The organism is Mesorhizobium sp. M8A.F.Ca.ET.021.01.1.1, assembly GCF_003998025.1.
In the GTDB taxonomy this organism is placed as follows: domain Bacteria; phylum Pseudomonadota; class Alphaproteobacteria; order Rhizobiales; family Rhizobiaceae; genus Mesorhizobium.
In genome coordinates, this window is sequence record NZ_RZSJ01000009.1 from 15,127 (window position 1) to 27,981 (window position 12,855).

General features: G+C 59.2%; 11 protein-coding genes and 1 pseudogene. 9 read left to right on the forward strand and 3 right to left on the reverse strand.

The window, feature by feature from the left end:
* Complete coding sequence (kdpF, locus tag EOA36_RS02455; RefSeq protein WP_127275470.1) at nucleotides 1-90, reverse strand: K(+)-transporting ATPase subunit F; 90 nt, start codon at nucleotides 88-90, stop codon at nucleotides 1-3.
* Between the two features lie 767 nt (nucleotides 91-857).
* On the opposite strand from kdpF, the gene EOA36_RS02460 reads away from it, so the two are divergent.
* The 3 genes from EOA36_RS02460 to EOA36_RS02465 all read left to right on the forward strand — a co-directional run bounded on the left by EOA36_RS02460 (nucleotide 858) and on the right by EOA36_RS02465 (nucleotide 4,601).
* Nucleotides 858-1,889 (forward strand): ABC transporter ATP-binding protein, encoded by a 1,032-nt coding sequence (locus EOA36_RS02460; protein WP_189521840.1) that lies wholly within the window; start codon nucleotides 858-860, stop codon nucleotides 1,887-1,889.
* A gap of 119 nt (nucleotides 1,890-2,008) precedes the next feature.
* The gene (locus tag EOA36_RS37105; protein WP_167531294.1) at nucleotides 2,009-2,185 is read left to right on the forward strand and encodes a hypothetical protein; all 177 of its coding nucleotides are present in this window, start codon (nucleotides 2,009-2,011) and stop codon (nucleotides 2,183-2,185) included.
* 316 nt (nucleotides 2,186-2,501) lie between these two features.
* Nucleotides 2,502-4,601, forward strand: coding sequence for a mechanosensitive ion channel family protein (locus EOA36_RS02465; RefSeq protein ID WP_127275472.1), 2,100 nt, complete (start codon nucleotides 2,502-2,504; stop codon nucleotides 4,599-4,601).
* 709 nt (nucleotides 4,602-5,310) lie between these two features.
* On the opposite strand, the gene EOA36_RS02475 is transcribed toward EOA36_RS02465, so the two are convergent.
* Nucleotides 5,311-5,838, reverse strand: a complete 528-nt coding sequence (locus EOA36_RS02475; RefSeq protein WP_127275473.1) for a hypothetical protein — start codon at nucleotides 5,836-5,838, stop codon at nucleotides 5,311-5,313.
* 512 nt (nucleotides 5,839-6,350) lie between these two features.
* On the opposite strand from EOA36_RS02475, the gene EOA36_RS02480 reads away from it, so the two are divergent.
* Nucleotides 6,351-6,605: a hypothetical protein gene (locus tag EOA36_RS02480; RefSeq protein WP_127275474.1), complete on the forward strand. Its 255-nt coding sequence runs from the start codon at nucleotides 6,351-6,353 to the stop codon at nucleotides 6,603-6,605.
* Between the two features lie 102 nt (nucleotides 6,606-6,707).
* Here EOA36_RS02480 and EOA36_RS02485 read toward each other — a convergent pair whose 3' ends face one another.
* Nucleotides 6,708-7,001: a hypothetical protein gene (locus EOA36_RS02485; protein ID WP_335930832.1), complete on the reverse strand. Its 294-nt coding sequence runs from the start codon at nucleotides 6,999-7,001 to the stop codon at nucleotides 6,708-6,710.
* A gap of 212 nt (nucleotides 7,002-7,213) precedes the next feature.
* On the opposite strand from EOA36_RS02485, the gene EOA36_RS02490 reads away from it, so the two are divergent.
* The 5 genes and pseudogenes from EOA36_RS02490 to EOA36_RS02510 all read left to right on the forward strand — a co-directional run.
* Complete coding sequence (locus EOA36_RS02490) at nucleotides 7,214-9,046, forward strand: adenylate cyclase (RefSeq protein WP_127275475.1); 1,833 nt, start codon at nucleotides 7,214-7,216, stop codon at nucleotides 9,044-9,046.
* A gap of 143 nt (nucleotides 9,047-9,189) precedes the next feature.
* Nucleotides 9,190-9,987 (forward strand): DUF2092 domain-containing protein, encoded by a 798-nt coding sequence (locus tag EOA36_RS02495; protein ID WP_127275476.1) that lies wholly within the window; start codon nucleotides 9,190-9,192, stop codon nucleotides 9,985-9,987.
* Between the two features lie 2 nt (nucleotides 9,988-9,989).
* Nucleotides 9,990-10,196 (forward strand): hypothetical protein, encoded by a 207-nt coding sequence (locus EOA36_RS02500; RefSeq protein ID WP_127275477.1) that lies wholly within the window; start codon nucleotides 9,990-9,992, stop codon nucleotides 10,194-10,196.
* A 271-nt stretch (nucleotides 10,197-10,467) separates the two neighbouring features.
* The gene (locus EOA36_RS02505) at nucleotides 10,468-12,402 is read left to right on the forward strand and encodes a DUF3604 domain-containing protein (protein WP_127275478.1); all 1,935 of its coding nucleotides are present in this window, start codon (nucleotides 10,468-10,470) and stop codon (nucleotides 12,400-12,402) included.
* An 88-nt stretch (nucleotides 12,403-12,490) separates the two neighbouring features.
* A pseudogene (locus EOA36_RS02510) lies at nucleotides 12,491-12,855 on the forward strand (peptidyl-prolyl cis-trans isomerase); the annotation flags it as partial.

A 12,855-nucleotide genomic window follows, 5' to 3' on the forward strand; every position in this document is an offset into this window, starting at 1 on the left:
CTAGAAACGCTCTGGGCGAATGAGGGCGTAGGTCAGGTAAGCGAGCAGGAACAAGATGACGCCGCCACCGAGGATGTAGTCGACAAGCATGGTTCGATCCTTTCGCTTAAATTCTGTCGCAGGCTCTGACGTAGGCGAGGGACACGGCGAAGAACAAAACTCCGATCCCGAGCATGATAATGTCCATTTTGCCTGTTCCTTGTGCTTTGTACTTCGTGCCGTCCTGGAAAAGCTCGCGATACCATGACAACCCCCGCCGCATGTTCATTGACGTGGCACCAAATCTTGGTCGTGCGAATATGGACCCGATCGCCATAAAGGTTCGAGACGGCGCGGGGCGCAAAGAAATAGGAATTTTATAAAGGTTTCCCGCGCGGGCTCGATTGCCCGGCCGGGGTCTGTCGGCAGTGGGCGGCCTCAGCGAGAGCAGACGCCCCGCGACCACGGCGCGCCCGGAAAGCTTGCCCTTGTTTGTTGGAACTCCTGACCGGCCCACATCAGGTTCCCGGTCCACCAGTCATGGCCGCCGGTCAGTGCTTTTGCCAACAACACCGTGGCTTCCTGTTTCAGCTCGGATCGTAAATTCTCCCAGCCTTGATGCCGATCAAGGGGGCTCGCGGCCTTCTCCGCTATCAAACCGTGATGATCGAGAACTCAACCTCTCCAACGTGGCGTGGCCGGGGCCAGCCCTACTGGTCGCGACCGGCTATCGAGGCGCTGCAGGAATGCCGCTCTCGGCCTGCCGGGCTGACTTCGACCGAGCCGCGCAACGAGGATGCCCGCTCGGTTACTCACCGACAGGGTGCGTCGCCCTTATCGGCTGGGCCGGAGATGGAGGCGACGGAGGCGCACCGAAGGTGAGCGGCATTTTCACGACAATTGCGCGGCGCTTCACCCCGTTTAAGCCGATGGCCGACGCGATACGCGCTGGCGAGAAGTTTCCCAGTTTTGTCCGGCGCGCCAGCGGCATGCATCAGGTCTATGTTAGCGTGATCGCAATCTCGGTTGCCTTGGCTAACTTTATCCCCATCGACCTGCAGAGACGGGTCGTCGATGGGGCGATTGCCGACAAGAACGTACGGGCGCTCCTGATGCTCGGCGGCCTGTATCTAGCGGCTATACTCCTGCATGCGGGGTTGAAATACGCACTGATCGTCTATCAGGGCTGGCTCGGAGAGAGCGTGGTGAAGACGGCGCGCGATCAACTCGCTCTCGTCGCCACGCAAAGGTCAGCGCGCGAGCACGCAAGGAGCGGTCAGACCGCCAGCATCATCGGCAACGAGATCGACTATGTTGGCGGATTTGTCGGCACCAGCATCTCTGAATGCGTGGTCAACGTCACGATGATGATCTCCGTCGTATCTTACATGATCTACATGCAGCCGGTGATTGCTCTGGTCAGCGGCGTATCACTCCTGCCGCAGATCCTGCTTGCGCTTTACATGCAGAAGGACCTGAACACACTCGTGGAACGGCAGGTCGTGCTGGTCCGAAGGCTTGGCAACCAGGCAGTCAATTCCTTCGCCAGCCACTCGACGAAGCGCCGGGCAGCCTTTCGCACCATACGCACCATCTTCAGCAACCGCCTTGAATTCTATTTGTTGAGATTCGGGCTGAAGACGTTGCTGAACATAGCCAACGCGTCTGGGTCCCTGATGGTCCTGATCGTTGGCGGCTATCTTGTCATCCGCGGGCAGACGACGATCGGCACCGTCGTCGCCTTCATTTCGGGCTTCCAACGCTTGTCGGAACCCACGGGGGAACTTCTCGACTTCTATCGCGCGTATTGGCAAGCGAAAGTGCAATTCCGGATGATCGTCCAGTGGGTCGACGGCAATCATCCCTCGCAAACCGGACATTCCAGCGCACAGCCGGAATTGAATCGATGATCTAGTTAGCCTGGCCAGCGGCTGGTGCTCCGCAGCACAAGCCGAACGCATAGTGAACTTATTGGCGAAGCACCATATGAAGCACGTCTGAGCGCGCCGTGTAGGGAAGCCCATTCGGCATGTCGCAGGTGAAGCCGCCCTCCGCATCCGGGCGGCTACATCTTGACGGACGACCCAAATTTCAAGCGAAATACACCACGACGGTTTTCCCACAGACCAAAGGGGAATTTGTGGTCGACCTGGAAGGGACCTTCAAGGCGATGGCTGTGGGCCGCAAGGGCCTGTCCCGCAACTGACCTACAGGCGCCGGTGCAGCCGACCGGATAAGTCGCATCGACGGCAAGGTCTAAGCGTTCCTTGAAAGCCCCATCGAGGGCGACGCGATCGAACGCCGATTGATCTCGCGCAATTTGCGCTTAAGCCATACCTAATACAATCGTCCGGCTATCGACTTTGCGCAAAGGACGTATCTTTGACCGCCAGGCCTTCATCGCCTTCGTACAGAAATGGGCAACTTGGCCCTGACGACCTTCCCAGCGCCGCCTGTCGTCTGCCGGCGCAAGCGGACAGGCTCGCTCCCGGCTGGCTTCCCACGGGCAGCCGGAGCGTCCGATGAGCAAAGCACTGCGCACTCGAATTTGTATTCTGCTGTCGGCCGGCATTGCGATTTTCTTTTGGGCACTGCTTGGAACCTCCTTGGCACAGCAGTCTCCGGCCGGCTTGCCGCCTGAAAAGGCACGGCAGTTCCTCAACCTGCTGTCCGACCCTGAGGTGAAGCAATGGCTCGAAGGAAAGATACCGGCAGCCGCCGAGGAACCGCCTGCCGCATCGCTAGAAGGCACGATCGCGAGTTGGGAGGGAGCCGTTCGCACACGTCTCGCCGCGCTCGCGGATGCCATTCCCCGCATCCCGCAGGAGTTGGCCAACGCCGCCGGCGTCGTCTCGCGCGACGTGAATTCAGGCAGGCCCGGCCTAGTGGTCCTGATCCTGGCAGTTCTGATTGTCGTCGGCTTCGGCGCCGAGTGGCTGGTCCGCCGGGCTTTGGCGTCGGGCACTTCCGAGGCAACGATTGACCCCGGAAAGGCGGTTCTGTCCGAGGTCGCTGCCTTGCTGACATTTGCCCTAGCCAGCATCGGCTCGTTCCTCGCGTTCGAATGGCCGCCGCTTCTGCGCAAGATCGTGCTGACGCTGCTGCTCGCCTTCATCATCTTTCGCGCTATCCGCGCGATAACCAAGTCTCTGCTGGCGTTGGGGTCTCCCATTGAGAGTGACCCTAGCGATCAGCGGGGCGGCAGCCGCGAGGCGGGTCAACGCTTCTGGCAGCAACGCGTGAGCGCGGTCGCCGGGTTTTTTTTCTTCGGCTGGGCGATTGTCAGCATCATGCCGGCCCTTGGCTTCTCGCCCGACATGCAGCGGCTCGTCGCGCTCTCGTTCGGGCTTGGCCTGCTGGCCGTCGGCTGCGACACCGTTTGGCGGCGGCCTAGCAAGCCAGCCTCACCGATCAAGAATTGTCTGCTTACGCTCTATCTGGTTGTACTTTGGCTAGTCTGGGTCGCGGGGGTGCTCGCATTGCTGTGGATCGGTTTGTACGCGCTGCTCCTGCCTAGCGTGGTGCGCGGCGTCGGTAATGTCTCGCAAGCGGTCGCCGGCACCGCCAAGCGCAGTGGCGCCGTCGGCGTGGCGCTCAACGTATTTATCGTCAGAGGCGCTAGGGCGGGGGTCATTGCAGCGGCGATCGTTTGGCTCGCCTACGTCTGGCGTCTTAGAGCAGCGGCCTTTGCTCACGACGAGATGGGCGCTCGCATCATATCCGGATCGCTTAACGCCATTGTCATATTGATGGTCGCGGATCTGTTCTGGCAGCTCGCCAAGGCCCTAATCGCCTATAGAATTGAGGCATCGAGTCTGGCCAGTACGGATCCCCATCATGCGGCACCCCAGGCGGATCCGTACGATGCAGCACGTGCAGCCCGCCTGCGAACTCTCTTGCCGATCTTTCGCAACGCGCTCGCCGTCCTCATCGGCGTCGTGGCAGTACTAAGCATCCTGGCCGGGTTAGGCGTGCAGATCATGCCTCTGATCGCTGGCGCAGGTGTGTTCGGCGTGGCCATCGGCTTCGGCTCGCAGACGCTTGTGAAGGACATGCTGAGCGGAGTGTTCTACCTGATGGACGATGCGTTCCGGGTGGGGGAGTACATCCAGAGCGGGTCATACAAGGGGACGGTCGAGTCCTTCAGCCTGCGCTCGGTCAGGCTGCGCCACCACCGCGGCCCCGTCTATACCGTTCCGTTCGGCCAGCTCGGCGCGATCCAGAACATGAGTCGCGACTGGGTGATCGACAAGATAACGATCGGCGTGACCTACGATTCCGACGTCGAACTCGCGCGCAAGCTGGTCAAGAAGATCGGACAAGAGCTGGCGCAGGACCCCGAATTCGCGGCCGACACGATCGAGCCGCTGAAAATGCAGGGCATCGACGCGTTCGGCGATTTCGCCGTCCAGCTCAGTATGAAGATGACGACCAAACCGGGAACGCAGTTCCCGATCAAGCGCCGGGCCTTCATGATGATTAAGAAGGCCTTCGAGGACAACAACATCAAGATCGCGTTCCCGACGGTGCACGTCGAGGGCGGCGATGCCGCCACCGCTGCCGCCGCACAGCAGCAGATCGCCAAAATGAGCCAGGCTGAAGCAGCGGCCTGTCAGGCCTAGACCACGCACGGCATTGACTGTCGATCCTGAGGGTTAAGTCGGATCCCGAAACGAGGCCGGTTCATCTTTGCCCGGGCTCCAGGCAAGCCAGTGAGCAGGACGAATCTCGACGCGAGCTCCGGTCACCACATTCCTCCACCCCTTCTCACACGGAAACACAAGCGGATGCACGCCGTCCTTGTCCCTGTTTAACCTGCCTGGGTTTCTTCGCATCAAGATCACGACGGATCGCCGCAATCAGCTCGTCCAGTGTGAGGCGCACTTCATTTTTCGACAGCGTTGCTGCGTTTCTGCAGTATATCAACTCGGTGGATAGTCGGTTGTTCGAGGATTGATCCGGTGCCAGATGACGCTTGCAATCAAGGTGAGTATACCGGAAGCCGCATTGATCCCGACAATATATTACAACATCGTCAATTGCCGTTATCCACTCCGGCGGCGTCAAAATGGTGGACGCGTCGCGCTATCTGCAAAGACGTCAGGTCTCTTTTTCTACGTCATTATTGGGAATGCTCTAATTTAGTATTTTCGCTGTTGGTCATCAGCCCCGCGGTCGTTGAAAAGCCCGAACTTCTGTTACGATCTTGGCTTGTGGGCGCCGACTGGCATTGGCCGCTCCGGCGGCGGCGATTTCACACGCTGGCGCTCTGCGTTAAAACTCTGTGGCTGCAGCCAATGGCCGAGATGGGGAATATTGCCCAGCGGGCGGTCACTGCGCGAGGCATTTACGGCCCATTGCCATTGCCTTGTAAGTCCCCTTCAGATCGACAACGAAGGTCCCCTTGGTTTCCGGAAACACGATCATTTCATATTGCTTCGCTACGTCGCGCTTGAAATTCGGGTCGTCTGTCAAGATGTAGCCACCAGAATATCCGCCCTTGAGTTCGCCGCTCGTGGTGATGGCCACACCACTATAAAGATGGCCAGCGATGGAGACGAAGATTTCCGACTGGGCCCCGTTCTGAAGGCCGATATCCGCCTTCGTGAACACGCCGAGATACCCGACCTCCTGATTTGCGGTAACGCCCATTTGCACCGAACTTGGCCCATCCTGGCGCACGATCAAGCAATCTCCGCGGGTTTGATTTGCATAGACCGTCCAGCCCTCCACGTCGTCCCCGTATCGGACAAGCACATCGCTGGCCTTGGGAAGGGGATTTTGTGTTTGTGCGTAGGCTGCCATCGCAGACAAAAGTGCTACTGAAGTTGCCGTGATAAGTGTCATTAAATTTCGCATGGAAGTGCCTTTCCTTTATCTGCCTTTATCTGCCTTTATCTGCCTTTATCTGCCTTTATCTGCCTTTATCTGCCTTTATCTGCCTTTATCTGCCTTTATCTGCCGTTCTCTGCTCATGAACGTCCGCCCTGGCGTCTCAGCATGGGGCTTTTCCCTCGCGGACTGCAATTCGGCGGGTGTCTCAAAGGGCTTGTATATCGCGTGAGCCCAGAGGCAGTCGGTAAGTTACGTGGGCAAGCATGTAGATTAGCGGACCACTAGTTGGACAGGCCCGTTAGCTCGTTGGCTTAGATCGTGGTCCATTTTGGTCCTGCGCTGAGCAACCCCGGTTGAGCATGATCGCCTGTCCTCGACTATCGAAGCGTAGACCTTCTCCTAGTCATCGATCATGCGGGACGCGCTGAGTTGGCACATTGTTTGTCGCTCCTCTGCACTGATTGACGCGAAGGTTAGCGGACGTGGCGCGTGCACGCGCGTAGCATCTGGTAACCTACTCCCGGAACAGCCACACCATGCACCATGGTGCCTTGAGACTTGCCGGTGATCAGACGAGTTCCATCGACATACTGCAAGACTTGTCTGCCGGGCCGAATAACAGTCTTTGCGAGTGCTGGCGTCAGGCGACGACAGCGTTTGATGAAAACGGTATCAAACTCGCGAAATCCGTACTGGCTCAGAGCTCTGCCGGACCGCAACAGGAAGCAGTGGTCAGTGCGGCTGCGACGCAACAGACCGTCATCGCGCAACGGAAGGAGGCGGCGGCGTGATACTTTGGATCGCCGCGCGATGTAGCATCTGGTATATTCGGTGCGGCCAAGGGCTGCTCCGCTTTGCGAGGCCCCAGCCAGCCATTGAGCAGCTTTCGTTCACTACTGACTTTTCGGCCGCTGGGCCGGGAGCGGGATACTGGCGGCTGTATCCAATATTGCTTCGATCTCCTTGGCCAGGTCGTTGACCAGCGCTAGGTATTCGGCGCGACGCTCATCACGCTTTGGTGTGTCGGAATTCTCCCAACGCAGGGCCGCTCTTTCGGCGTCAGCAAAATCGATACACAGCGAGCGGAAATCCTCATCGCGGACGGCGAGGTCCTCGATCGCGCGCTTTCGCAAGGGAAAGCGCCGTTGGGCCGCCTCGATTTTTTGATCCATATCAATGACGCCCATTCCGCCGTCGGTGCAATGGAGTATAGGCGTGCCGCAGCAGTTGCGGGCGTAGGTTACTGTAGCCGACGCCGGACCATATGGAATCGTACATAGTCTTGGACGGAATGGAATGCGGGGAGTACTCTACTTAAGCAGTTTCTAATTTACCTCCAAAGCCGATGCCCTACGGCAGGTCGGGACGGCCTTCAAGGTGGGGCAAGAGGGGTTCTGGAATGAACGTCTTTAATCCTGGGGTTGCAGCGCTAGCCCTGACTTCGGCACTCCGACTGCCACCCTCTCCGGAGGAGGTCCGCGCCGAGCTTGAGCGCATTCTCTCAAGTCCTGAGTTTTCGGTGCCGGCGCGCGCTTGTGCTTTCCTACGCTACGTCGTGGAAGAAACGCTCTCTGGGCGCGCTACGCGGCTCAAAGGTTATTCGATCGCCATCGAGGTTTTCGACCGGGACGAAAACTTCTCGCAGGACGATCCGGTGGTGCGGATCGAGGCGGGTCGGTTGCGCCGCGCGCTTGAGCGGTATTACCTGCTGTCCGGATGCACCGATCCGATCCGCATCGAAATCCCCAAGGGCGGGTACGTTCCCGTTTTCAGTTGGAACGTCTCGAACGCAGTCGAACTCACGCCCGTCGGGCCTGCAGCGGCTCCCGAGATTTCGAAAGCGGCTTCGTTTTCATGGGAACGCGTGCATTGGCTCGCCACGGCAACGCTCGCAGTCGTCGTCTGCCTCACCTTTGCATATTGGGCCTCCAGCCCGCTGGTGTCGCAGACCTCCCTGCCCTCGACGCGGGCGGCCGATCCCGAGGGACCAACGCTGGTGGTCGCGCCATTCGCCGATCTCGGCGGAGGACCGGAAGCCAAGCTATATGCGATGGGGCTTACCGAGGAATTGCTGAGCATCCTGCCGCACTTCAAAGAACTGACGGTGTATGGCCGCGAGACCTCAGAGGCTTTGCCACCGCAAGTCGCCCCCTCGCACATCCAGCAACTCGGAGCCAGTTACCTTCTGACCGGCGGGGTGCAAATCTCCGGCGCGCGAATCCGCGTCACAGCCCGTCTGATCGAAACCGAAAACGGCGCGATCCTGTGGTCTCAAACCTACGACGACGATTTTCGTTCCCGCGATATCTTCGCCATTCAATCCGATGTCGCCGCCCAGGTTGCAACAGTAGTAGCTCAGCCCTACGGCGTCATCTATCAGGCCGACATCGCGAACGGCCCGCCCGATGATCTCGATGCCTACCGTTGCACGCTTCAATTTTACGCCTATCGCACCGAGTTGAGTGTCGAACGGCATGCGGCCGTCCGCGACTGCCTTGAGAGCGCCGTCGCGCGCTTTCCATCCTACGCTACCGCCTGGGCGATGCTGTCGATTGCTTACGTCGACGAGGACCGGTTTGGCTTCAATGCACGAAAGGGCGCGCCCACATCGGCTGAACGTGCACTCGCTGCAGCGCGTCGGGCGGTCGAGCTGAACTCGGACAATATGCGCGCACTTCAGGCGTTGATGACGGCGTTGTTCTTCAATCAGCAATGGGCTGAGTCGATGGAGATCGGGGAACGGGCACTGGCACTCAATCCCAACGATACCGAGTTCCTCGGCGAATTCGGCACACGACTGGCACTTGGAGGGCAATGGCAGCGTGGGGCGGAGCTTGTGCAGCTAGCTCTTGACCGCAATCCGGGGGCCGGCGGGTACTACCACACGGTGCTCGCGCTCACAGCCTATATGCAGCATGACGACCAAAAAGCCGTGGCCGAGATCCGGCAGGCCGATCTCCAGAAACTCCCAATCTTCCATGTGGTAGCGACCGCCATCTATGCACAGGCGGGGATGATGGCGGAAGCAACCCGGGAGGGAGAAATATTTATGAAGATGAGCCCAGCGTTCATCCCCAACATCGAGGCCGAACTCATGAAGCGCAACATCCAGGCAGCGGATCGGGCGCGCATGATCGCGAGCCTTCGCAAGGCAGGCTTGCCCGTGCCGTCGGACGCGCCGTCAGGCTCCTCAGTGCCTGCCACAACATCTGATATGCCCTCGAGCGAGTAAGTGCGGGCTGAGCGTCGATCTGCGTTCTCGCGCTGGTAGGCCGCCGCGGCACAAAAGTAGCGACCATAACAGACCTACCCGATGTTACGGGTGCTCCTCCGCTTCCTCAACTAATACTGAGGCACCTGGAAGGAGGCACTCACATGAAAAGAATACCACGAAAATCAAGGCGACTCGCCGCCGCATCTACAGCGGCGATGATCTTGGCGATTGGGTGGGGAGCGCCCGCGACAGCGGACGACGCAGAGGCCAAGAGCTTGCTCAAGGCGATGTCCGATTACATGGCGAGCGTGAGTTCCATTTCCTTTGGATACGACACCAACTTCGAGGTCGTCACCAAGGACCACCAGAAGCTTCTGTTCGCGAGTTCGGGGATGGTCGACCTCAGCCGGCCCGACAGGATCCGCGCCACCCGCAGTGGCGGTTTCGCCAATGTCGAGATGATCTTCGACGGCAAGACGCTGACGCTGCTGGGCAAGAACGCCAACCTTTACACGCAGGCCGAGGTGCCTGGCACCCTGGATCATCTGGTCGATGAGTTGCGGGACAAGTTCCACCGGCCTGTTCCCGGCGCAGACCTGCTTATGTCGAACGTCTACGAGGAGCTGATGCGCGACGTGACCGACGTCAAGGACCTCGGCAGCGGCGTGATCGGCGGCACCGAATGCGATCATCTGGCGTTTCGGACCAAGGAAGTAGACTGGCAGATCTGGATCGCCCAGGGCGAGCATCCCTATCCCTGCCGATATGTCATTACCAGCAAGAAAGTCGATCAGGGGCCGCAATACAGTGTTCAGATCAGAGACTGGAAGACCGGCAGCGATGTCGCGGCCGATGACTTCGGCTTCAAGAACGGGACCAACGCCAAGAAGGTCGATGCGAAGGAACTGACCGACACCGATGAACTGCCCACACAGTTTTCACCAGAAGGGACCAAATAATCATGACAGCGAAACTGAAAAACATCCTGCTCGCCGCCACCTTCGGGCTGATCGGGCTCGGAGCCTCGGAACGGATGACAGTCACCGGTTCCCACACCCTTATGTCGACGGCCGAAGCCATCGTCGGGCGTCCGCTCACGCCGGTCAGTGTTGCCGGGGTTGCGAGGCGTACGGTGCGGCGCTGCGCGGTTGGTATGTATTACTGTTAAGTCGCGCCTGCTGCGCAACCTGAGGCACAGATTTCCAAGCTGGTCTCATAAGGGCGAGTCCGCGCACAAGGGCGGAACAGGTTTATGACGTCCGCCGGTGGCAGATCAACCCTGCATCGATCAGAGTTCGAGATGAAGGACGAGGCACCAACCCTCGCGTGCCGCAGGTCGCTTGGGCATGCTTCCCTCACAGAACATACCCGATGCTACGGGTGTGTTTCCACTTACAGACTACGATGTGGTGACGAGCTTTAACCGGAGGAACCACAATATGCGCAGTTCTGCTTTCAGGTCCATTCTTCTGAGTGCGACCATCCTCGGCCTGGCGGCACCGGCATTTGCTGATGATGACATTGGTGCGCTATCACCGGAGAAGGCAGCGAAGGTCTTTGCCGCGAAGCCGATCTATTCGCCCTATGCTGGCCGAAATTTCCCTACCCGGCCGTTCTTCGGCGACACGCACCTTCACACCGGAGCATCTTTCGATGCGGGTGCGTTCGGCGCGCGGCTGACACCGCGTGATGCCTATCGCTTTGCGCGAGGCGAGGAAATTACGGCGTCGAGCGGTCAGCCGGCCAAGCTGTCGCGACCGCTAGACTTCCTGGTCGTTACCGACCACTCAGACAACATGGGCATGTTCCCCGACCTGTTTGCCGGTAAGCCGGACGTTATTGCCGACCCGCAAGCCAAGACCTGGTACGATATGATCAAGTCAGGACAAGGCGGCGACGCTGCGATCCAGATCATCCAGGCCTTCAGCGCGGGAACGATTCCGAAGAGCATGATGTATGGACCTGAAACCCGCCCCTACAAAAATGCATGGCAGGATACGATAAAAGCGGCGGAGGAATACAACGATCCGGGCCGTTTCACTGCTGTCATCGGCTATGAATGGACGTCCAACACGGCGGGCAACAATCTGCACCGCAACGTGATCTTCCGGGATAACGGAGACAAGGCCGACCAGATCGTGCCCTACACGACTTTGAAGCCCCTCGGCAGCGATAATCCGCGCGATCTGTGGAAATGGATGCAGGCCTATGAGGACAAGACGGGCGGTAGCGTGCTGGCCATCGCCCACAACGGCAACCTTTCCAATGGCCGTATGTTCCCGATGATCGAGTCCTTCACCAACAAGCCGGTGGACAAGGAGTATGTGGAGCAGCGTGCCAAATGGGAGCGGCTCTATGAGGCAACCCAGACCAAGGGCGACGGCGAAACCCACCCGACGCTTTCCCCCAATGACGAATTTGCCAATTTCGAACGGTGGGACTTTGGCAACCTTGATGGCAGCGTGGCGAAGACACCTGACATGCTGGAGTTCGAATATGCGCGCTCGGCACTGCGGAATGGTCTGAAGCTCGAGGCCGAGCTTGGCACCAACCCCTACAAGTTCGGCATGGTCGGCAGTTCCGATGCTCACACCGGCCTCTCCGCACTGGAAGAGGAAAACTTCTTCGGCAAGACCACGCCACAGGAGCCGAGCCCGGAGCGCATGTTGAGTACATTCTTCACTAATCCAAAAACGAAGATAAAGGTCATGGACTGGCAGGTCAGCGCCTCGGGTTATGCCGCGGTCTGGGCGACGGAAAATACCCGTGAAGCTCTTTGGGACGCCATGCAGCGCAAGGAAACCTATGGCACCACGGGACCGCGCATGGCTGTGCGCTTCTTCGGCGGCTGGGATTTCGAGCAGGCAGATGCAGAGACCCGCAATCCGGGCGCTATCGGCTATGCAAAAGGCGTGCCCATGGGCGGCGACTTGACGGCAGCGCCAGAGGGCAAGGTGCCGACGTTCCTCGTCGCTGCACTTAAGGATCCGATCGGCGCCAATCTCGATCGTTACCAGATCGTCAAGGGATGGCTCGATGACAAGGATCAAACTCATGAGCAGGTCTATGACGTAGCTTGGGGTGGCGACCGCAAGTTAGGCGCAGATGGCAAGCTCCCATCGGTTGGCAGCACGGTGGATGTCGAAAACGCTACGTGGAAGAACACCATAGGCGCCTCGGAACTGATTGCGGTCTGGAAGGACCCAGCATTTGATCCAAAGCAGAAGGCTTTCTACTACGGTCGAGTCATCGAGATCCCGACGCCGCGCTGGACCGCCTACGACGCCAAGCGCTTTGGCACGAAGCCACTGGAGGGGACACAGATGACTGTGACGGAGCGCGCCTACACGTCGCCGATCTGGTACACGCCTTGAATGTCACTCTGGAGTTGACCTGAAAGTTCGGTGCGGCCGCCTACCACCGCACCACCTTGCTTGTCCTTTGCCAGCGGAGCCAATCATCTTGCTGAAACGTCTGCTGAGAGAGCCATTAGCGCACTTCATCATTTTGGCTCTGGCCATCTTCTCGGTGTATGGCCTGCTCAACCGCGGGGGAGCGCAAGCGCCGGATCGCATCATCGTCACGGCGCCCAAGATCGAACAACTGACTGCAATCTTCGGCAAGACCTGGCAGCGACCTCCGACGGCCGAGGAATTTAAGGGACTGGTCGACGACTACGTCAAGGAAGAGATCTACGTCCGCGAGGCATTAGCCTTGGGGCTCGACAAGGATGACGCTGTCATTCGCCGCCGCCTAAGCCTGAAGATGGGGTTTATGAACGACTCCATCGTCGATGCACAAACGCCGACTAGTGGTGAGCTTGATGC